17 protein-coding genes and 1 pseudogene are annotated in these 21,383 nt (G+C 38.3%); 9 read left to right on the top strand and 9 right to left on the bottom strand.

The features are described 5' to 3' along the window. Positions 1-15 precede the first annotated feature (15 nt). From HW279_RS09800 to speB, 4 genes are all read left to right on the top strand, one after another. Complete coding sequence (locus tag HW279_RS09800; protein WP_178958833.1) at positions 16-1,206, top strand: pyridoxal phosphate-dependent aminotransferase; 1,191 nt, start codon at positions 16-18, stop codon at positions 1,204-1,206. 104 nt (positions 1,207-1,310) lie between these two features. Continuing rightward, positions 1,311-2,216 carry a YitT family protein gene (locus tag HW279_RS09795; RefSeq protein WP_009411114.1) on the top strand — a complete coding sequence of 302 codons (906 nt, stop codon included), beginning with the start codon at positions 1,311-1,313 and terminating at the stop codon, positions 2,214-2,216. A 56-nt stretch (positions 2,217-2,272) separates the two neighbouring features. Further along, the gene (locus tag HW279_RS09790; protein WP_002672326.1) at positions 2,273-2,647 is read left to right on the top strand and encodes a DUF4293 domain-containing protein; all 375 of its coding nucleotides are present in this window, start codon (positions 2,273-2,275) and stop codon (positions 2,645-2,647) included. Between the two features lie 101 nt (positions 2,648-2,748). Continuing rightward, positions 2,749-3,654 carry an agmatinase gene (gene speB / locus HW279_RS09785; protein ID WP_048748020.1) on the top strand — a complete coding sequence of 302 codons (906 nt, stop codon included), beginning with the start codon at positions 2,749-2,751 and terminating at the stop codon, positions 3,652-3,654. 57 nt (positions 3,655-3,711) lie between these two features. Here speB and idi read toward each other — a convergent pair whose 3' ends face one another. The 3 genes from idi to lgt all read right to left on the bottom strand — a co-directional run bounded on the left by idi (position 3,712) and on the right by lgt (position 5,785). Then, a complete protein-coding gene (idi, locus tag HW279_RS09780) occupies positions 3,712-4,230 on the bottom strand; it encodes an isopentenyl-diphosphate Delta-isomerase (RefSeq protein WP_178958832.1) in 519 nt (172 codons plus the stop codon). Positions 4,231-4,248: 18 nt separating this feature from the next. After that, entirely contained in the window at positions 4,249-4,764 is a 516-nt protein-coding gene (locus HW279_RS09775) for a DUF192 domain-containing protein (RefSeq protein WP_009419960.1), read from the bottom strand. A 61-nt stretch (positions 4,765-4,825) separates the two neighbouring features. Then, a complete protein-coding gene (gene lgt / locus HW279_RS09770; protein WP_009411110.1) occupies positions 4,826-5,785 on the bottom strand; it encodes a prolipoprotein diacylglyceryl transferase in 960 nt (319 codons plus the stop codon). 627 nt (positions 5,786-6,412) lie between these two features. On the opposite strand from lgt, the gene HW279_RS09765 reads away from it, so the two are divergent. The 5 genes from HW279_RS09765 (at position 6,413) to HW279_RS09745 (ending at position 12,932) form a co-directional block, all read left to right on the top strand. Then, entirely contained in the window at positions 6,413-7,342 is a 930-nt protein-coding gene (locus tag HW279_RS09765) for an ABC transporter ATP-binding protein (RefSeq protein ID WP_002672307.1), read from the top strand. Positions 7,343-7,492: 150 nt separating this feature from the next. After that, entirely contained in the window at positions 7,493-8,767 is a 1,275-nt protein-coding gene (locus HW279_RS09760; RefSeq protein ID WP_178958831.1) for an ABC transporter permease, read from the top strand. Between the two features lies 1 nt (position 8,768). Next, positions 8,769-10,871, top strand: coding sequence for a polyphosphate kinase 1 (gene ppk1, locus HW279_RS09755; protein ID WP_178958830.1), 2,103 nt, complete (start codon positions 8,769-8,771; stop codon positions 10,869-10,871). Beyond that, the gene (gene menD / locus HW279_RS09750; protein ID WP_178958829.1) at positions 10,872-12,545 is read left to right on the top strand and encodes a 2-succinyl-5-enolpyruvyl-6-hydroxy-3-cyclohexene-1-carboxylic-acid synthase; all 1,674 of its coding nucleotides are present in this window, start codon (positions 10,872-10,874) and stop codon (positions 12,543-12,545) included. 39 nt (positions 12,546-12,584) lie between these two features. Then, positions 12,585-12,932: a DUF2853 family protein gene (locus tag HW279_RS09745; RefSeq protein WP_009419954.1), complete on the top strand. Its 348-nt coding sequence runs from the start codon at positions 12,585-12,587 to the stop codon at positions 12,930-12,932. 102 nt (positions 12,933-13,034) lie between these two features. Here the strand turns inward: HW279_RS09745 and priA are convergent, their stop codons facing one another. The 6 genes and pseudogenes from priA to HW279_RS09715 all read right to left on the bottom strand — a co-directional run bounded on the left by priA (position 13,035) and on the right by HW279_RS09715 (position 21,340). After that, positions 13,035-15,488, bottom strand: coding sequence for a primosomal protein N' (gene priA, locus HW279_RS09740; protein ID WP_178958828.1), 2,454 nt, complete (start codon positions 15,486-15,488; stop codon positions 13,035-13,037). Next, positions 15,488-16,399, bottom strand: coding sequence for a YihY/virulence factor BrkB family protein (locus HW279_RS09735; RefSeq protein ID WP_178958827.1), 912 nt, complete (start codon positions 16,397-16,399; stop codon positions 15,488-15,490). The genes priA and HW279_RS09735 overlap by 1 nt, the downstream gene beginning before the upstream one ends. Before the next feature lie 218 nt (positions 16,400-16,617). Beyond that, on the bottom strand, positions 16,618-17,283 hold the full coding sequence (gene ung, locus HW279_RS09730; RefSeq protein WP_178958826.1) for a uracil-DNA glycosylase: 666 nt from the start codon (positions 17,281-17,283) through the stop codon (positions 16,618-16,620). A 3-nt stretch (positions 17,284-17,286) separates the two neighbouring features. Continuing rightward, positions 17,287-18,048, bottom strand: coding sequence for a DUF6261 family protein (locus HW279_RS09725; RefSeq protein ID WP_178958825.1), 762 nt, complete (start codon positions 18,046-18,048; stop codon positions 17,287-17,289). A gap of 524 nt (positions 18,049-18,572) precedes the next feature. Then, positions 18,573-20,743 (bottom strand): annotated as a pseudogene (locus tag HW279_RS09720) (endonuclease MutS2). Then, positions 20,744-21,340, bottom strand: coding sequence for a lipoprotein signal peptidase (locus HW279_RS09715; RefSeq protein ID WP_009413660.1), 597 nt, complete (start codon positions 21,338-21,340; stop codon positions 20,744-20,746). It abuts the pseudogene before it with no gap. Positions 21,341-21,383: the final 43 nt, after the last annotated feature.

Genomic DNA, 21,383 nt, shown 5'->3' with positions numbered 1-21,383 from the left:
ACTTTTTAAAACAGTATGAAACAGTATTTGTCCGACCGTATCAACGCTATGGAAGTATCGGCTACCTTAGGAATGGCAGCCAAAACACGTGAACTAAAAGCCGAAGGCAAGGACATCATTGGTCTTAGCTTAGGCGAACCCGATTTCGATATCCCTGATTTTATAAAAGAAGCAGCTATCGAGGCAGTACAACAGAACTACAGTAAATATACTCCTATCGATGGTTATTTGGAATTGAGAGAGGCGATTTGTGAAAAGTTCAGACGCGACAATAACCTTCATTACAAGCCGTCACAAATAGTAGTATCTACGGGAGCTAAACAATGCTTGGCAAATGTAGCCTTGGCGATGCTCAATCCTGGTGACGAGGTGATATTTCCTGCTCCTTATTGGGTAAGTTATAAGGAAATAGCTAAAATGGCAGGAGGTGTTCCCATAGAGGTTCACACAACCATTGATAGCGACTTCAAAATAACTCCAGCTCAGTTGGAAGAGGCTATTACTCCTAAAACTAAAATGGTATGGTTTAATACCCCTTGTAACCCCAGTGGTTCTATATACAGCAAAGAAGAATTAGAAGCTCTTGCCGTAGTGCTTAGAAAACACCCTAACATCTTCATTCTATCTGATGAGATTTATGAGTATATCAACTTCACCAATGAGAGAGTAACCAGTGTAGCCGAAATTGATGGACTCTATGAACGTACTATCACCGTAAATGGAATGTCCAAAGCCTTTGCAATGACCGGCTGGCGTATAGGCTATATGGGTGCTCCTGAATGGATTGCTAAAGCCTGTACCAAAGTACAAGGACAAATAACCAGCGGTGCTAATGCCATAGCTCAACGCGCTTCTATTGCTGCCCTGAAAGCACCTAAGAGCAAAATACAATATATGGTAGACGAGTTTAAAAGGCGTAGAGATTTAGTATTACAACTCCTAAGTGAGATTGACGGGTTTAAACTCAACGTCCCCGAAGGTGCCTTTTATGTGTTCCCCGATGTATCGTCTTTCTTTGGCAAAACCCTAAGAGGTCGCAATATCCATAACGCAACCGACTTCTCTTTGTATCTGTTAGAAGAAGCAATGGTAGCTACTGTTACGGGTGAAGCCTTTGGTGATGCTAATTGTATTCGCTTTTCGTATGCCGCTTCTGAGAAAGATTTGCGAGAAGCTATAAGACGTATAAAAGAGAGTTTGCAATAATAAAAACACTTTTTCGGTTTTGGTTTGCACATTCAATTAAAAATAGTACTTTTGCGCCTAAAAAATAAACGACTAAAGAATCATTGTAAAATTAAAGTAGTGTTATGGCAATAGCAGATAGCAAGACTATTAAATACCTAAAGTCTTTTTACATAAAGGATTATCTTATTATCATCTTAGGGCTTATATCATATGCGATAGGGATTACAGGCTTTATAATGCCTAATGGGATAGTAACGGGAGGTTTGGCAGGTATCTGTCTTATCCTAAATTATAAGTTAGGAGCCGACTTGGCTATTACCTATTGGATTATCAACTTTATACTCTTGGTGATAGGCTTTAAAGCAATGAGTAAGCAATTCACCTACCGAACACTCATCTCTATAACTATTCTATCGGGATTGATTTGGGCTGGGAAAGAGTATTTAATGCCTTATTTTATAGAACACCCTCCTTTGAGAGACGACTTCTTAAATGTAATTATGGGAGGATTGCTATGCGGTACAGGTTTAGGATTGGTTTATTCAGCTAACGGAAGTACAGGAGGCACTGATATAATAGGCTTTGTTATCACTAAGTATTACAGCATCAGTATAGCGCGTATTCTTTTGGTGGTGGACGTGTGTATCGTGCTATCATCTTTCTTCATTTTGGAACGCCAAGACAATTCACTTGAAAAGACTATTTATGGACTTATCCTCTTACCACTGATGTGGCAGATGGTAGAAATTGTTATCAATGGAGCAAGACAGTCGGTGCAGTTGTTTATCTTCTCTAAACACTATGATGAGATTGCGAACCACATCAATAGTGAACTCAAACGTGGCTGTACTATTATCGATGGGATAGGTTGGTATTCTAAATCCTCACAAAAAATAGTGATTGTAATAGCTCGCCGTACAGAGGCTACTTCTATCTTCCGTTTGGTGCGAACAATAGACCCTGCTGCCTTTGTAACGAAGACCAACGTAATGGGGGTTTATGGTAATGGTTTTGATAAATTAAAGTAAAATATTTTTCAAGTTTTAGAAAAAGTACTATATTTGCACGTTCAAAACAAAAAAGAATGATTCAGAGAATACAAACTATTTATATGCTGTTGGTAGTGATTGTAGCTACCGTAGCCGTCCCGATGCTTTTTAGTATAGATTGGCTTAGGAGTATCTTATTAGGGATAACAGCAATATTGGCTCTATACACCATATTTAAATATAAGAAAAGAAGTGTTCAGCAGTGGCTTAACTGGCTGAACGTCCTTATAAATTTTACTTTACTAGGAATATTTGTATATCGAATGCTAAACTCATCTGGAGAAGGCTTGCTTTCGGAGAAAGGTGTTGGGGTTTTCGTACCCGTGCTTTCTATCGTTTTTTTGTTTTTAGCCAACAAGGCTATCAGACGGGACGAGAAGCTCGTAAAATCAGCAGACCGATTGCGATAGACCTATAATCTTAGTAGTGTTGTGCGTTAAAAAAATCCTAAGTGTTTGAACTTAGGATTTTTTTATTATCTTTGTACCCTATTTATTAAATAAATCAGATAATGAAAAGAACATATGCAGGTATTCCAACAGAAAATGCAACGCTGGAAAACTCGAAAGTAATGCTGGTAACAGTACCTTATGATGGTACGTCTACTTGGGGTAAAGGAGCCGATAAAGGACCTGAACTGTTTTTAGATGCCTCAGAAAATATGGAACTATACGATATTGAAACGGATACCGAGCCTTATCTCAACGGAGTGTTTTTAGCAGGTGAAGTAAGCGAAAACAGTTCGCCAGAGGCAATGACACAAGCGGTTTATGAAAAGACCCAAGAACTATTGAAGCACGAAGATAAGCTTTTTACTCTTTTTGGTGGGGAACACTCAGTGTCTATTGGTTCTATACGTGCCGTAGGTGAAAAGTATGAAAAGCTTACAGTATTGCAGCTTGATGCCCATACTGATTTGCGCCCTGAGTATCACGGTTCAACCTCTAATCACGCTTGTGCCGTATTTGAAGCTAACCAAAAACATAAATTAGTACAAGTAGGTATTCGCTCGATGGATGTAGAAGAAAAGCAATATTTACCAAAAGGGCGTGTATTTTTCGCTCACGAAATAGCTAAAAATAAAGAGTGGATTGATGATGTACTCGACAAAGTATCGGGGAATGTATATATCACGATAGATTTAGACGCTTTCGATCCTGCTATCGCACCTTCAACAGGCACTCCTGAACCAGGAGGATTGCAATGGTACCCTACTCTTAAACTCTTACGTAAAGTGTTTAAAAAATGTAATGTGGTAGCGTTTGACATTGTAGAACTAATGGATAGTCCGCAGGCTAAGCCTACAGCTTTCTTGGCAGCTAAACTTTATTACAAGATGTTAGCTTATTATTTTAAATATAGAAGCAAGAAAAAAGAGAATAAAGGTATAGAAGAGTTTTTTGCGAAGAAGGGATAAATTAATGATTATAAATAATAAAAGAGGCTATTTGATTTTTCAAATAGCCTCTTTTGTTTATCCTTTTAGTACTTGATGTAAGAATTTATCGAAAATAATCTTAAACCATTCAGTATACCGATGCGGGTGCTTAGCAATATCTTCCTTTATCTTTTCTGGAAGTTCCCAACGCCAATCGGCTACTTCTTCAGGGTTGATAGTAGGGGAGGCGTTATAGTATCCTATGAGAATATGGTCGAGTTCGTGCTCTGTAAGCCCGTTATCAAAAGGGGCTTTGTAGATAAAACTCAATATATCGGTAAGTTCAGTAACAAACCCCATTTCTTCTTGTAAGCGACGCTTACCTGCTTCAATAGTTGTCTCGCCCTGACGTGGGTGACTGCAACAAGTATTCGTCCACAAGTTAGGCGAATGATATTTGCTCGTAGCTCTTTGTTGTAGCATAATCTCCCCTTTATCGTTGAGTATAAATACTGAGAAAGCCCTATGTAATAAGGCTTTTTGGTGTGCTTCAAGCTTCCCCATTAAGCCTATGGGAGTATCGTGTTCGTTCACTAATATTACTTGTTCTTCCATATTTGCAAATAGGAGTACTTATTTTACTTCCATTCTATCGCCTTTTTCAATTCCCCATTTATCGGACAATCCTCCATTGATTTCTAATACATACATAGCGGGTTTCTCTGAGGGTAAAGAGGTTTCGTCGTAAGGGCGAGCGTTTTTAGCTATACTAACCACCTTTTTATCTTTATCTAGATAGATGATATCCAAAGGTATTTCAGTATTTCTCATATAGAAAGAACGAGGAGCTTCTTCTGGAAAAATAAACCACATTCCTTGATGTTCGTCCATTGAAGAGCGGTACATTAGTCCTAAGGCACGCTCCTCATCGTTTTTAGCAAATTCAACTTCAATAGTTTGGATAAGAGAGTCGTTCTTAAAGATAGAGACTTCACCGTCCCGAGTAAAATCAATATCCTGAGGAGTGATTTCTATTTCTTGTACTCTATTACTCTCATTAGAGAAGAAACGAGGTAAAATAAGAGCAATAGCTGCTAAGGCTACCAATACTAATGCTACAGTTACAAAGTGTTTTCTAAAAAATTGCATTCTAATTATAAAATTTAAATTTTAACTCTAATTAAGTTCTAAAATGTTCACAAAATTAATATTAATACTTACGTGTTTCGATGCGATTTCTGAATAACAAGTAGAAACCTGCTAAGATAAATGGAATACTGAGCCACTGACCAGTAGAGAGCAAGCCGAGAGAGCTTTCGAAACCTCCTTGACTTTCTTTTACAAATTCTACTGCAAAACGAATACTCCACAAGGCTACTAAAAATAGTCCAAAGATGAAGTAAGGTTGATCTTTTTTGTCAGTTTTCCAATACACATACCACAGTACCCAAAACAAGCAAAAATAGCCAAAGGCTTCGTATAATTGTGCAGGGTGTTGGTAAGGGATAGAAGCTAAAATATCAGCATAACGAGGGTCGTGAGCAATGAGTTTATAAGCAGTTTGAGGGTCGGTTTGTTCAGTAATAGCCATTGCTCGACGGGGAGAGATAGCTCCGCCTTGTACAAATTTCACCCCTAACGGATAAGTATTGCTTACTATTTTGCCGTTGATTTCGGAATTGAAAAAGTTACCAAAGCGCACAAACATACCTCCGATAGTGATAGGAATCACCACGCGGTCTAATATCCACGATAGGCTAATATCTTTATACTTACGCACATATAGTATCATTGCGATAATAATACCTACGGCAGCTCCGTGACTTGCTAAACCTGAAAAGCCTGTAAGCTCCCAACCGCCACCGGGTTTCTCTTTAATAGGTAAAAAGATTTCGAGCAAGTGGTCTTTGAAATAATCCCAATTGTAAAATAAGCAATCGCCTAAACGTGCGCCTACTAAGGTAGCTATAGCGGTATAAACGAACAAGGTGTCCAGTTGTTGTACTGTTTTGCCTTCGTTGAGGTATATTTTTTTAGTGAGAAACCACCCCAAGCTAAAAGCCACAATAAACATCAAGCTGTAATAGCGAAGTGAAAAAGTACCTATAAAAGGTAGGTTTAAAGAGGCGAGAATCTCATTAGAATTCCATATAAAATTTAAAGCAATCATTAGTATTTATTTTTGAGATGCAAAAGTACGATTTTTATTTAAAACGACAAGTTATTTATAAAATTAATACCGAGTTAATGCCAATAATACCAATAATACCAAAGTTGATACTGGAAATGCCAATAATACTAATAATGATGATTGAGTGAATAGAATAGGGCGGATTAGGGCTTGGGGTAATGAGCTAAAATGTACTGAGATTTTTCTGTTAAAGAATATTAAATACCGCAGATTTTTTAAATTTATACCACAAGGTCTTATTTTAAACCTCAAAAATACAAAATATTGATAAAGAACATATTATTTAAATTTTTATCTTTTACTTTTGAGCCATCTCAACCGAAGGAAGAGCGAAGGTAAGGCGAACCTAAACCGAAGCTAAGGCGAAGATAAGCTCTTAGTATGCTGTATATCAACTCATAAAAAACGCTCTTCTTATTATTGAGAAAAAAGTGTTAAAATGGGGTATATTGCGAGAAAAACGCAAAAAAACTTTGTAACATAGAACAACCATTAGCAAAGTTACCGAATACAAACCAATGACAAATATTTGCTTTTGAGTTTGAATTGCTATATCTTTGCACTTTGGAATTAATTGTTAATCATTTATCAGTAACCATTAAATAAATGCTTAGAATAGAAAATATTAGTAAACAATACGGCGACTATACGGCTTTAGACGATGTGTCGTTACATATCCCTAAGGGGAGTATCTTTGGTCTGCTGGGACCTAATGGGGCGGGAAAAACCTCACTGATACGTATTATCAACCAAATTGTATTGCCCGATGCGGGTAAGGTGTTCTTCGACGGAGAGCTGTTACAACCTAAGCATACGGCACAAATAGGCTATTTACCGGAAGAGCGTGGTTTGTACAAAACGATGAAGGTAGGTGAGCAGGCTTTGTATTTAGCACAACTGAAAGGATTGAGCAAGGAAGAAGCTAAGGAGCGACTTAAATTTTGGTTCAACCGCCTTGATATTGGCGATTGGTGGCACAAAAAAGTACAAGAGCTCTCCAAAGGTATGGCACAGAAAATTCAATTTTTGGTAACTGTACTTCACAACCCTAAACTGCTGATATTCGACGAGCCTTTTAGCGGTTTCGACCCCATTAATGCGAATATTATCAAGGACGAAATTCTATATTTACGGGAGCAAGGAGCAACGATTATCTTCTCTACTCACCGAATGGAATCGGTTGAAGAGTTGTGCGACCATATTGCGCTAATCAATAAATCACGTAAGATATTAGATGGTAAGCTCATCGACATTAAGAGGGCTTATAAAAACAACTTGTATGAAGTAGGTTTAAAAGTTGCTGAAGAGCAGAAAACAGCTCTCTTAGCTGAACTTAAAAGCCAATTTGAAGTGAGTGAGACAAATTTTAAAACGCTATATGACGAGTTAAAATTACATATCCAGAAGAAAGAGGGACAAACGGCTAACGATTTGTTGCAATACCTCACTACACGTGCCGAAGTAACACATTTTGTAGAGTCTATTCCCTCAGTAGATGAGATTTTTATATCGACCATTAATAAATTGAAAGAATAGTATAAGATGTCTGAAAGGTTGTCTGCTATAACGGAGTAAATGAATAAAGAGAGGGAAGGTTCTTTATTGAATATAGATTTTTAACCCCCAAGAGGAGGAGCTGTAGCGACGCAAAAGAGACTTTTAGATAGCATAAATTGACAAATTAAGATGAAATACTTAGGAATTATTACTCGAAGAGAGTACTTGAATAAAATACGTAATAGGTCGTTTGTAATAATGACGTTCGTAAGTCCGCTGATAGTGGTTATCTTTGCGCTTGTGATTGGTTTTTTGACCAACGTAAACAATAAGAGCAAGGCTAAGGATATTGTGATTGTAGACGAGAGTGGACTCTATACCAACACTTTTGAGAATACCGAGACTATTCAGTACGAATATCTCAGCAATGTTTCACTCAAAGATGCCAAAGCCGAAGTGTTGGCAAAAAGCAAATACGGATTGTTGTATATCCCTGATAATGGCAACCAAAATATTGCTTTTTATAGTGAAGAGTCGCCTTCGTTATCGCTTACCAGTGAGCTTATTAATGCTATGGAGCGGACACTTTTTCAGCATAACCTTACTAAAAAAGGAATTGACAAAAAGGAGATAGATGCCGCTAAAACGCATATAAGCATACAAATGGAGAATTTTACGGGAGAGAAGACCTCGGAGTTGGATAACGTAATGAAAATAACCATTGGAGGCATAGCGGGGTATCTTATTTTTATGTTTATCATCATCTATGGTAATATGATAATGCGCAGTGTGATAGAGGAAAAAACTAATCGCATTGTGGAAATCATTATCTCATCAGTTAAGCCTTTTGAACTAATGTTAGGCAAGATATTGGGTACTTCATTAGCAGGTCTTACCCAGTTTGCGATATGGATAGTTATAGGAGGTGTACTGTTGGCATTAGCACCCTCCTTCTTTGAAGTAAATACCTCTGCCCAAGCGGTACAAGGAGCGGGTAACGTGTCGGAAATCAACAATATAGTGGCTGCTTTGTACCATTTTCCTTTTGCTGAAACCTTTGTGGTGTTCCTATTGTTTTTCATAGGAGGTTATTTGCTATACAGTTCGCTTTATGCGATGATTGGCGCAATGGTAGACAACGAAACTGACACACAACAGTTCCTAATGCCTATATTATTACCGCTAATATTAGCCTTTTATGTAGGTATGTTCTCAGTAATTGAAGAGCCTCACGGTACGATTTCGGTAGTATTTTCATACATACCTCTCACTTCGCCCGTAGTAATGTTGATGCGCATACCGTTTGGGGTAGCGTGGTGGGAAGTACTGATTTCCCTCGTTATTTTGTATCTCACTTTCTTTGCGGTCATTAAATTAGCATCTAAGATATACCGCATTGGTATCTTGATGTACGGCAAAAAAGCTAGCTATAGAGAGGTATGGAAATGGCTCAAAATGAAGTAAAATGAAGATAAAAAATCAATATATCAACCGCGAATTGAGTTGGCTAAAATTCAATGCACGCGTACTTCAAGAGGCAGCCGATGAGCGAGTGCCCCTATTGGAGCGTTTGCGTTTTGCGGGTATCTTCTCGAACAACTTAGATGAGTTCTTTAAAGTGCGTTACGCTACTGTAAAGCGTGTGGCGATGAACGAAACCTCAGATAAAGAACTGGGGGTACACGCCAAAGAGCTCTTGGAAGAAATTACCAAAGAGGTAATACAGCTACAAGAAGAGAGCTTGAAAATTATTGCTACTATTACCAAGGAATTGGAGAAAGAGCAGATATTTATGGTAGATGAAAAAACGTTATTACCCGAGCACGAAGCCTTTGTAAATAGCTATTTCTACGACAAAGTACGCCCCGCCCTTTTTACTATTATCCTTAACGATTTAGAGAAGTTCCCACAACTGAAAGACGATGTGGCGTATTTGGCAGTGAAAATGACCCTAAAAGAAGAAGACGAAAAAGCCTCAGGAGTACAAAAGTTCTTTTCATCACGTGTTTATAAAGAAAAAATACAGTACGCCCTTATTGAGTTGCCTGCTACCCTCGACCGTTTTATAGAGTTGCCTCAAATAGGGGATAAGCATTATATTATTATGCTTGATGATGTGATACGCTTTTGCTTGCACAAGATATTTAATATTTTCAATTACGAATCGCTTACGGCAAATATGATTAAAATCACCCGTGATGCCGAATTGGACATAGACGATGATTTGAGCAAGAGCTTTATCGAGAAACTCTCGACCAGTATAGAAGACAGACGCAAAGGCGAGCCGGTGCGCTTTGTGTACGACAAGATGATAGACAAGGACACCTTGCAATTTTTATTAGAGAAAATGGGTATTATGAAAACCGACAGCGTAATCCCAGGAGGGCGCTACCATAACCGTCGCGACTTTATGAACTTCCCCAGCTTAGGGCGCAAGGATTTGACATATGCCTCTATACAGCCACTGCCTGTACAAGGACTCACCTCAGAAGAGAGTTTGCTAAAGAAAATTGCTGAAAAAGACTATTTGCAATACACACCTTACCATACTTTTTCTAACATTATATGGTTTTTGAGGGAAGCTGCCCTTGACCCTAAGGTAAAATCGGTAAAAATAACCATTTACCGTTTGGCGAAGAACTCACAAGTAGTTAATTCACTTATCAATGCAGTGAAAAATGGCAAACAAGTAACCGTACAGATAGAATTGCAAGCTCGTTTTGATGAAGAATCGAATATACGATATGCTGAACAGCTAAAAACAGAAGGTGTAAAAGTCATCTTTGGCGTACGCGGACTGAAAGTACACAGTAAAATATGTGTGATTGAACGTAAAGAAGGTAAAGAACTAAAACGTTATGGATTTATCAGCACCGGTAACTTCAATGAAAGTACTGCTAAAATCTATACTGATTATACGCTTTTTACTGCCAATCAGGAGATACTCAAAGAGGTGAACAAAATTTTTAACTTCTTTGATACCAACTACAATGTGCAAAAATTCAAGCATCTGATAGTGTCTCCACACTATACCAAAAAGCAACTCAAACACCTGATAGACGAAGAAATCAAGAATGCTAAGGCGGGCAAAGAGGCGTATATCAAGCTGAAGATGAATAACATCACCAGCTACAAGATGATAGACAAGCTATACGAAGCCAGCCGTGCAGGAGTAAAAATACAAATGATTGTACGTGGTATTTGCTGTTTGGTGCCAGGAATCGAAGGAATGAGTGAGAATATAGAGGTAATAAGTATAGTTGATAAGTTCTTGGAACATCCACGTTTGTTTATCTTTGCCAACGGAGGCAATCCTAAATTTTACATCTCTTCAGCCGACTGGATGACGCGCAATATTTCATTCAGAGTAGAAGTAGGTTGCCCTATTTACGACAAAGCAATACAGCAAGAGTTGATAGACACCTTCGAAATAAGTTGGGCAGACAATGTAAAGGCACGTATAATTAACGAGGCACAAGACAATACCTATCGCCCTCATACTACCCCTTCTTTGCGCTCACAGGTAGCCTTATACGAGTATTATCAGCATAAAAAGCGCACCAAATAGATGAAAAGACCTCAAATAAAATTAGCACAATATGTAATAGAAGCCTGTAAAGTCAAACAAGTAAAGCACATTGTTATTTCACCAGGGTCGCGTAATGCCCCTCTGACTATTGGCTTTGCCAACGACCCTTATTTTAACTGTTACAGCATCGTAGACGAGCGTTGTGCTGCTTTTTTTGCTCTGGGCATTGCTCAGCAATTACAGCAACCTGTGGCAGTGGTGTGTACATCAGGCTCTGCCTTGCTGAATTACTATCCTGCTTTTTCAGAGGCTTTTTACAGCAATATACCATTGGTGGTTATCTCAGCCGACCGTCCCTCAAGTAAAATAGATATAGGCGACGGGCAAACCATACGTCAGGTGAATGTACTAGCAAACCACAGTGCCTATAATGCCAATCTATCCGATGAAGCACATAGCGATAAAAGTAATTTTTACGAGCTAAACAAGGCACTGAATACAGCTATAGAGGAGCAATTGCCGGTGCACATCAATGTACCTTTTGAAGAACCCTTATACCTCACTACGGAAGAGCACTATCTTTTTAAGAATATAGCTGCAAAACCACAGAAACCTATTATTAATGAGAGAAGAGCCTCTGATTTCGTGAAACATTGGAACGATTCAGCTAAAAAAATGGTATTAGTAGGAGTGTTGGCTCCTAATAGTGTAGAAGCACAATATGTAGAGTGGCTTGCTAAAGACCCTTCGGTATTGGTACTGACAGAAACTACATCTAACTTGCACCACTCCCATTTTATTCCTTATATAGATAAATTGCTCACTTATACCGAAAGAGACCTAGCTCTAAAAGAAGCCTTACGACCTGATTTATTACTTACTTTTGGAGGCTTGGTAGTTTCCAAAAAGATAAAACAGTTCTTACGTAGTTATAAACCTACTTATCACTATAATGTAGATTTGCACAAAGGCTATGATTCGTATTTCTGTTTAACAGCTCATTTTAAAGCGGATATCAATACTTTTTTGAGGGAAGTAACCCCTAATTTGGTTAATGTTTCTTCTACTTATCAACAGCAGTGGTTAGAGGTGAAAAACGAGATACAGCAAATACATTTAGAGTATATCAGCCAAATGCCTTTTTCCGATTTTAAAGTGTACAGTGAGGTATTCAGTAATATTCCTAGTGATTATATTATACAGATAAGTAATAGTTCTGCAATTAGGTACGCCCAGCTGATAAAAGCACACCCTTCTTGGAAGGTGTTTTGCAACCGAGGTACTAGCGGTATCGACGGTAGTATGAGCACTGCTATTGGGGCTGCTGTAGGAAGCGCATCGCCCACAGTGTTCATTACAGGTGATTTGAGTTTCTTTTACGACAGCAATGCTCTTTGGAACAAATATATTCCACAAGACTTTAGAGTGATTCTCCTCAATAATCAAGGCGGAGGTATTTTCAGAATACTACCCGGTGATAAAGCTGACCCTAACTTTGAATACTTCTTTGAGACACCTCATAGGCTTACCGCAGAACATTTTTGTAAAATGTATGACATTAGCTATCAGTTAGCAACTAATCTATCTGATTTACAGAAAGATTTAAGCAATTTCTTCGAAGTATCAGAGAGACCTAAGCTGTTAGAAATCCATACACCAAGAAAAATAAATGATAAAGTTTTGTTAAAATATTTTGAGGTATTGAAAAAATGACTACCTTTACCGCATTAATAATTTTAAATATAAAAAATTATGAGTAAACGTGATGAATTAATTGCTGTGTACACCCAAGATTTGAAAGAAAAATGTGGTGAAAAGAACCCAGATGTAGCGTTCTTAACAAAAGTAACTGTGGGCTTAGGTCCTTCTATCTACAACGCCGATGCTTCTAAAGTATCAGGCTCTGACCAAGCAGAGTTAGACCGTGTAAAACAAAACTTCCTAATCAAAAAATTAGGTTTGAAAGACGGTCCTGAGTTAGACAAAGCTATTGAAGCTGTCTTAGAAAAATACGGTAAATCAAACAGAAATAAACACCGTGCAGTTGTTTATTATTTGTTGGCTAAACACTTCAAAAAAGAAAGCGTTTACAACAAATAGAAAGATTTTTAAAAAGAACAAGAGGCTATCCAATTCAGATAGCCTCTTATTTTTTATCTAGATATTTTTAGAAAGAACATTCATATCTCAAATAAATAGTAATTATTCCACCAAATAACTTACCCGAATAGCACGAAAGTTGCTGATAGCTTGAAAACTAGTTTCAATACGCCTGATATGCTCTTTAGTGTGACGTAAAGACACTTCTGAGGGGTGTACTTTCACCAAGACATCTTTCAGATATTCATTTCTGATACGAGAAATAGGAGGGAATTCAGGACCTAAGACGTCTATCCCTCTTTGAGAAGCAAAAACTTCACGAAGTGTATTAGCAAACCACTCAGCACTTTCATTTACTTGGTTAAAATTACTGTGTTTGAGAGTTATTTTTATCATTTGTACAAAAGGGGGGTATAAAAAGGATTGGCGTTCCTCTATCTGACTCTCATACATTCCTCTGAAATCATTTTGTAATACTTGCTGAATTACGAGGTGCTGTGGGTTATAGGTTTGTATCAATACTTTTCCTTGTTGGGCACTTCTTCCCGCACGCCCTGATACTTGCAATAATAGCTGAAAACTCCTTTCGTAAGCTCGGTAGTCAGGAGAATGAATGAGAGCATCGGCATTCATTACGCCTACGAGGCCTATATTTTCAAAATCTAATCCTTTCGTGATCATTTGAGTACCTACTAATATTTGCGTTTCTTGTTGCTCGAACTTCGATAATATTTTTTCATATCCATATTTACCATTCGTAGTATCCTGATCCATTCTGTCTATAGCTATTTTCGGGAAAAGCACTTCTAATTCTTTACTAATTTGCTCTGTTCCGAAGCCTTTTGTTCTTAAATCAACACTTCCGCAAGCTATACAGGCTTTGGGCATAGGAATTGCATAACCGCAATAATGGCATCGCAACTGATTACTGCTTTGATGAAAAGTGAGACTTACATCGCAATGCGGACATTGGGGCACCGTGCCACATTGCATACACTGCACAATAGGAGCATAACCTCTTCTGTTTTGAAAGAGAAGCACCTGTCTCCCTTGCGATAAAGTATTCGTAATTTCTTTTATCAGAATGTCGGAAAAATGCCCGTTCATACGTTTGCGATGGTGCTTATCCTTAATATCGATAAGCTCAATAATGGGAGGAAGGAAATCTGCGTAGCGTTTTGATAAGTATACAAATCCGTACTTTTCAGTCTTCACGTTGTGCATACTCTCCAACGAAGGCGTTGCCGAACCCAGCAAAGTTTTAGCTTTGAAAATGTTTGCCAACATAATAGCAGTGTCCCGTGCTTGCATTCGAGGGGCTGGTTCAAACTGTCGATAAGAATTATCGTGCTCTTCATCAATGATTACAAGCCCTAATTGTTTGAAAGGCAAGTAAACTGATGAGCGAACACCTACAACCAATTGCGCTTTGGGATTATTATTTAGTACATTATTCCAAACTTCCACCCGTTCGTTTGTACTATATTTAGAATGATATACTGAAAGGCTCTTGCCAAAGTGATTCTTCAATCGGTTGATAAGATGAACCGTCAAGCCGATTTCAGGAAGAAGATAGAGTACCTGTTTCCCTGCCTTTAAATATTGGTCGATAAGTTCAATGTAAATTTCAGTCTTCCCAGAGGCGGTAACCCCTTGTAAAAGAACTGTGTTTTTAGTCTGAAACTGTTTCTGAATTTGATGAAGAGCTTCTTCTTGTACCTCATTGAGTATCTTTTTTGTCGAAACATCACTATCAGCGAAGCTAACGCGGTCTTTCTGTAAGTAGTATTCTTCAAAAATGCCTTTTTCTATTACTGATTTTAATACTGTTGTCGATACACTGGCTTCTTCTAATAATTTTTCTGCTTTTAAAGGCAATACTTCTCTGTTGATATAATTAAAATAAGCCATTATCAGCTTCTTTTGCTTTTCCGACCGCTTCAAAAGTTCTAAGGCTTTTTGCAAGCCTTCTTCGGTTCGATATTCAGAAGATAAACGAATGTATTTGATGAGTTTTGGTACATATTTCTCAAATATTCTTTCGGAAATGCGAGCAGATCCTTTCTCTACCAAGCTCTTCATCACTTTCAGTGCCTTGTTTTTGGGGATTATCTTGCTCACTTCACTGCCTTTGAGGGCTGTTTTGTAATGTAAGGCTTCGTATACCTGCCACTCGTCATCGGTAAAGAGTGCTGAATTTAATTCTTTTTCTGCAATTTCAATTATTGTTTCACTTTCTAATAAAAAAGCCGATGGCAAGGCTGATTTTAGTACTTCCCCTAAAGTGCACATATAGAAATCGGCTATCCATTGCCAATGTTCTATTTGCTGAGGAGTAACGATAGGCGTTTCATCTAAGATATATTCAATATCTTTGGTGTCATAAGAAGGCTCGACCGTATGTATATGATGTACTATGGCTGTGTATACTTTCGATTTACCGAATGGAACAGCCACGCGCATTCCCATTTGTAAGAAATGTGCTTCGTTTTCATTAATACGATAGGTAAAAAGTTTAGAAAGCGGAAGCGGCAAGATTACATCTACAAAATACATCAGTCGTGTTTTTTAAGTTTCAGAAGCGAAGCATTTAGTTCAAACCCCAATAACAATATGTTGGCATTTAACCATATATAAAGCAGGAAGATAAGTAATGCCCCGATAGACCCATACAGCTGGTTGTAGCGAGAAAAATTCTCAATATAAATACCGAACAAATAGGTTGTCACGCCGAACAATAACACTGTAAAGAGCGAACCTGCTGAAAAGAACTTACTTTCCCTGCCTTCAACTGTGCCGAAGTAAAACAGCAGTCCTGTACCGAAGTAGGTAATCAGCGCGACGAAAACTATTTTCGATATTTTAAGTAGCGTTTCGTAATCGGTAATAAAATTGATTTTATCGAGGTAAGGCACTAAATACACTTCGTAATAAATGAATACAACCACAGCAAATAGAACAAGAAGCGCCAAAATAATTGCTACCATTAGGGCGTAGAGATATTGCTTGATATAGGTGCGTGTGATTTGTCGATGGTACGAATACTCAAAACCTCCAAAAATTGCCATAATACCATTGGTCATTAAAAAAATAGAAAGAAAAAATACCGAAGACAACAAGCCGCCACGTTTTTTATCGGCGATATCGAAAAAAATATCCGAAAAGAAATCGTGCGTACCTGGGGGAAGCATATCTTCAATAAAAGCCCAAAAGTCTCCCTGGAAATTTTCGATAGGAATATAAGGGATTAAGTTTAAAATGAATAGCAAAAAAGGAAAGATTGCCAAGAAAAAACTATACGAGATAGCGCTCGCCCGATAGGTAAGTGCACCTCTAATAATCCCTGCGGTATACAGTTCGAGCAAATCATATAATGAAAAAGCATTCTTAGCTAAAGGAATACTTTTCAAAAAGCTTATGAATTGCTTGATAATGGGAAGGTTATGTATTCTCTCTTTTAATGTCATCAGTAGTTAGTTTTTTTGGGAAAGCATATTGCTTTTAGTTGATTTTCTTTCTTTTAGTCGCTCTTTTATCGCCCCAATAAACCAATAAGGAATAACCATACATAAAAGGCAGAATAGCCAAAAACCAATTAGGAAAATGACTACAAAAAGGAGAAAACCTAAATATTGCTCAATGCTGAATGATAGATAATAAACGCTCATAACTTTTTCTATCTTAATTACCAGTTTATGGCTTCCTTCCCTACGGATGTAAGATAAGCATTAGCTTTGCTGAAATGCTTGTTGCCAAACCAATAGCCTTTGTTTGCACTCAAAGGAGAGGGGTGCCCTGAGGTAAGAATACAATGTTTTGCCGGGTCGATAAGGCTTGTTTTCTTTTTGGCATAACCACCCCACAACATAAACACTATATTGTTACAATGTGCTGAAACTGCTTTAATAACAGCGTCAGTAAAAGTTTCCCACCCTTTATTTTGGTGGCTACCAGCTTCGTTGGCTCTTACGGTGAGAGTAGCGTTCAGCAGCAAAACTCCTTGCGATGCCCAGCGCTCCAAATTGCCACTGATAGGGTAGGAGGTACCTAAATCTTGCCCTATTTCCCTAAAAATATTGATAAGTGAAGGTGGGTGGGCAATGCCATCGTGTACCGAAAAGCACAAACCGTTTGCCTGCCCTTCGCCGTGATAGGGGTCTTGTCCGATGATAACTACTTTCACCTTGTCCAGCGGACAATGGTCGAAAGCCGAAAATATTTGCTTTCCTTTGGGATAACAGATATTTTCGGCATATTCTTTCTTTACAAAATCGGTGAGCTGACTGAAATACGGCTTATTAAATTCTTCTTGTAATACCTGCTTCCAGCTGGGATGTATGTTCACTTCCATAGTTTATGGGATAACATTTGTATTCTCTTTGTTTTTAGCAGAAGGGGCATTCGGCTTTCTACGTGCTATCACATCGGCGTAATACTTCCTGCTGTTATTGATAACCTCCAACGTCTTTTTGTAGAACTCATCTTGTTTCACCCCCGATAGGGTTACAATGTAATTTACCATATTGCGGTAATCATCTGAGAGCTCTTTGCGTAGCGGACGTATATGATAGGCTTCTTTTTGCAAGGTTTGGAACGACCTGTGCGAAAAAAGTTCATCAAACGCCTTATTAGATTTTTCCAGCTCACTTACAAACTCCTTAATTTGTAAAGTTTTCACTGCATTTACATAAGGTTCATCTTTGAGCTGAGTAATGAGAGTTGTAAGGTTGCTGGTTTCTTCCTCATACGTTTCTTTTGAAACATCTTTATAAGGGTCTATAAGCCTTTTTAACGTTTCAAAAGCCTTTTTCTTATCGTCCGTCTTCGCATATTTATAGGGGCGAATACTCAAACGCAAGGCACGCATATCGGTATCTCTTGCGTGGTCAAGTTCGGCGAGTTTTTTGGTCTCTTCACTAGAACGGATTCTTTCCAATCCCTTTTCATAAGAAGGAATTTTGCCTTTTAACTTTTCGAAGAGTACTTTAAAATCGGCATCTGTTTCTAATTTTAAATCAGTCTTGCCGAAATCTTCAAAAAATCGCACTAAAAATTGTTTAAACTCGGCATTATGCAAGCGAGCAAGGTCTAAATTGATTAACTTCTCTTTTTTCATAAGTAGAAAATATTTTTTGAGGTTGTTAAATAATTAGTATTGTAAATTTAGGGATTATCCTAATAACGATAATCCTCGTTTTTATGCGACAAAATTACGAATTCCTTTTTTTATATCCAAAATTATTTTCAAAGTTTTTTATTGATATATGAAAAATCAATGTTAGCTTATGGTGTTTGTATTATATTTGATTCAACTTTGCCAAAGTTTCAAACTTTGGCAAAGTTAATACTGCAAAAACTACTGAAATAGCTATTTTTTGTATTAAACTAATGTATTCAATTTGTAAAAGCCTCCCTGTTTTAACCTCCGAAGAAGAGAAAAATATAAAAAAGTACACTTTTTTGTAACTTTACAAAGTTAAACTACTCAAAAAGTGGCTCGCTATTGATTTTATAAAGTTCGGCAAGTCAAAAAGTGACTTTCTATTCACTTTAAAAAGATAAAGAACTTAAAAAGTGATTGTTTTTTGGACAATCACTTTTTTGAGATATTAATAAGGTGCCTTTTCGGTAAGTTGAACTTTATCGGATTTTCTGTACGAGCTCCAATTCGTCCAAAGAAACAGAGGTAGTAAACGCCCCGTAATTTACTATGGCTTTGTTTTTTTCAATCTTATCGATACTTCCCACGCTCCGGCTGTCTTTAATGCGCACACGGTCGCCTACTGAAAGGGCGCGTTGTAGCTTTTCCTTTTCGGCACGTTCTTGGGCAATACGCTCTTTCTTCTCTTCTTTGAGTTGCTGGCGGATAGCCTCCATTTGCTTATGAACTTCTTCGGTAGTAGTTTTTTTCTCCTCTTTTTGCTTGGTGCGTTCCTCTTTGCTCATTTGTTTGCGCTTAACGTTTTCCATTTCAATGAGTTTAAGAAATTCGGATACCAAAGGGCGACGTTTACCATCGTAGAAATAACGTTCGGCTATCTGGTCTACCTTACTACCTAAGGTAATCATACGTTGGCTTTGGTCATAGAGCTCTTGATAATTTACGAGCTTGCTTTTTACTTTATCATTGAGTTCCTCCAAACGTTTGGCTTCTTCGCGGGCTTTGGTTTCCTCATCTTTCAGGGTTTCGGCAGTTTTTTCCATTTTGGAGCGTTCTTTCTGCAATTTGGCGATAGTGGCATCAAAACGCACTTTTCCTTTCTCTATTTTTTCTTAGCCCGATTGATAAGGCTAAACGGAATGCCGTTTTTCTGCGCCACTTCAAAAGTGAAAGAACTTCCCGCTTCGCCTATTATTAGCTTATAGATGGGCTCTAAGGTTTTATCGTTGAAAAGCATATTGGCATTGCTCGCGTGGGGCAATTCATCTGCCAGCATTTTTAAATTGGTGTAATGGGTGGTAATCACCCCAAAAGCCTTTCGGTGGTAGAACTCTTCTAAGAATATTTCAGCCAAAGCACCTCCTAATTCGGGGTCGCTACCTGTCCCGAACTCATCTATCAAAAACAAGGTGCGGTGATTGCACTTTTTGAGGAAGTAATTCATATTTTTGAGTCGGTAACTGTATGTGCTAAGGTGGTTTTCAATAGATTGGTTATCGCCGATATCGGTAAGAATGCGTTCAAACAAACACATTTTAGAACGATGATGCACCGGAACGAGCATTCCACTTTGTAACATTAATTGCAATAAGCCAATGGTTTTAAGCGTAATACTTTTTCCGCCCGCATTAGGTCCCGAGATGACGATAATACGATTTTCATCATTCAATTCTATGGTTTGAGGGAAGGTAGTAACACCTTTTTTGGCATTGCTAAGGTACAGCAAAGGGTGATATGCTTCACGGAGGAATAGTTCGCGCTCCTGAGTGATTTCTGGTAAAAGTGCGTTCATTTGGTGAGCGTACTTAGCTTTGGCGCAAATAATATCAACGGCTGTGATGTATCGCTGATAGTCTTTCAGCAGGTCGGCAAACTGACTGATGAAGGCGGTAAGTTCTCTTAATATACGCTGGATTTCCTCTTTTTCGTCATAAAGCAGATTGGAGAGTTCGCGAGAGTAGATTTCGGTTTGTCGCGGTTCTATATACACTATGCTACCCGTTTTTGAGCTCCCCCATACGGTACCCTGTACTTTTCGGCGGTACATTGCTTTCACTGCCAAAACACGACGGTTTTCTACTACGGTCTCGCGGATATCATCGAGATAGTCGGCAGTGTTATACTCGGCGAGAGCACGATTGAAACTTTCGTTGAGTTTTCCTTTCAAGGCGCTCAGCTCGCGACGTATATTGCCAAGTGTAGGAGAGGCTTCGTTTTTTATCTCGCCGTACTTGTCCAGCACTTTATCGATAGCCTTCAGCAGTTCGGTAGTATACTCGATACTATCAGCGGTTTCGAAAAGGGTAGGGTATAGCGTTTTGAACTTCTTAAAGAAGAGAATTTGGGTGTTTACAACTTCGCTGATACGATGAATCTTCCTAATGCTCGACACTTCTAACAAGGCGTTTTCAATAGATAGAAGTTTAATTTCGGAAGTGATAGATTCGCAATAGTGTGAAGGGATTGTGTTGTTATTATCAAAAGACGATAGGTATTCATTGGTTTGATTCAGTGCCAATAACAGGCTCTCCTGATTGTCGAAAGGTTTGATATGTAAGGCGTATTTCTTGCCGAGTTCAGTAAGGCAAAGGTCAGACAAATGAGAGAGTACCATAGGGAACTCTAAGTCTTCAAGTGTTTTTGTATTCATTTAGTTTTTAGGAAATATCTTTTTGTGATATAAAATCATCAGCCCCACTGCTATACATATTGCAGAGTCAGCCACATTGAACACGGGTTCGAAGAAACGAAAGCGTTCGCCTCCCCAAAAGGGTACCCAGCTGGGAAGTGTAGTATCGATAATAGGGAAGTAGAACATATCCACCACTTTGCCGTGCAAGAGGGTTCCGTAAGGATTTTCGGCAAATAGGGTAGCAATGTTACCATAACTATGGTCGAAAATTATGCCGTAAAACACCGAATCGATGATATTGCCCAGTGCTCCTGCCAATATCAAAGAAATGCAAATAATAAGTATCTTAGGTTGTTGCTTTCTCACTGCCGATACCAGCCAATAGCCAATACCTATTACCGCTACAATGCGGAAGAGGGTAAGAATGAGTTTGCCGTATTCGCCGGGGATTTTAGTACCCCAAGCTGCACCTTCGTTTTCTACAAAGTATATTTGAAACCAACTGAAAACGGTTACGGCTTCGTTGAGGATAAAGTGTGTTTTGATGTATATTTTGCTCCATTGGTCGATGATAAGTACCAACAGAATAATAAGGAATGCGTGTTTTAATTTCATATTGTTTTTTTTGCTAAATGAGGCGCAAAGATACTAAAATAAA

This window comes from Capnocytophaga sp. oral taxon 903, assembly GCF_013394785.1.
In the GTDB taxonomy this organism is placed as follows: domain Bacteria; phylum Bacteroidota; class Bacteroidia; order Flavobacteriales; family Flavobacteriaceae; genus Capnocytophaga; species Capnocytophaga ochracea.
Note: the sequence above shows the minus strand (reverse complement) of the source record. Positions and strands in the feature narration are given on the sequence as shown.

Coding starts and splice junctions, on each gene's coding strand:
- HW279_RS09800 (WP_178958833.1), top strand. CDS start 16: ATGAAACAGTATTTGTCCGACCGTATCAACGCTATGGAAGTATCGGCT.
- HW279_RS09795 (WP_009411114.1), top strand. CDS start 1,311: ATGGCAATAGCAGATAGCAAGACTATTAAATACCTAAAGTCTTTTTAC.
- HW279_RS09790 (WP_002672326.1), top strand. CDS start 2,273: ATGATTCAGAGAATACAAACTATTTATATGCTGTTGGTAGTGATTGTA.
- speB (WP_048748020.1), top strand. CDS start 2,749: ATGAAAAGAACATATGCAGGTATTCCAACAGAAAATGCAACGCTGGAA.
- idi (WP_178958832.1), bottom strand. CDS start 4,230: ATGGAAGAACAAGTAATATTAGTGAACGAACACGATACTCCCATAGGC.
- HW279_RS09775 (WP_009419960.1), bottom strand. CDS start 4,764: ATGCAATTTTTTAGAAAACACTTTGTAACTGTAGCATTAGTATTGGTA.
- lgt (WP_009411110.1), bottom strand. CDS start 5,785: ATGATTGCTTTAAATTTTATATGGAATTCTAATGAGATTCTCGCCTCT.
- HW279_RS09765 (WP_002672307.1), top strand. CDS start 6,413: ATGCTTAGAATAGAAAATATTAGTAAACAATACGGCGACTATACGGCT.
- HW279_RS09760 (WP_178958831.1), top strand. CDS start 7,493: ATGAAATACTTAGGAATTATTACTCGAAGAGAGTACTTGAATAAAATA.
- ppk1 (WP_178958830.1), top strand. CDS start 8,769: ATGAAGATAAAAAATCAATATATCAACCGCGAATTGAGTTGGCTAAAA.
- menD (WP_178958829.1), top strand. CDS start 10,872: ATGAAAAGACCTCAAATAAAATTAGCACAATATGTAATAGAAGCCTGT.
- HW279_RS09745 (WP_009419954.1), top strand. CDS start 12,585: ATGAGTAAACGTGATGAATTAATTGCTGTGTACACCCAAGATTTGAAA.
- priA (WP_178958828.1), bottom strand. CDS start 15,488: ATGTATTTTGTAGATGTAATCTTGCCGCTTCCGCTTTCTAAACTTTTT.
- HW279_RS09735 (WP_178958827.1), bottom strand. CDS start 16,399: ATGACATTAAAAGAGAGAATACATAACCTTCCCATTATCAAGCAATTC.
- ung (WP_178958826.1), bottom strand. CDS start 17,283: ATGGAAGTGAACATACATCCCAGCTGGAAGCAGGTATTACAAGAAGAA.
- HW279_RS09725 (WP_178958825.1), bottom strand. CDS start 18,048: ATGAAAAAAGAGAAGTTAATCAATTTAGACCTTGCTCGCTTGCATAAT.
- HW279_RS09715 (WP_009413660.1), bottom strand. CDS start 21,340: ATGAAATTAAAACACGCATTCCTTATTATTCTGTTGGTACTTATCATC.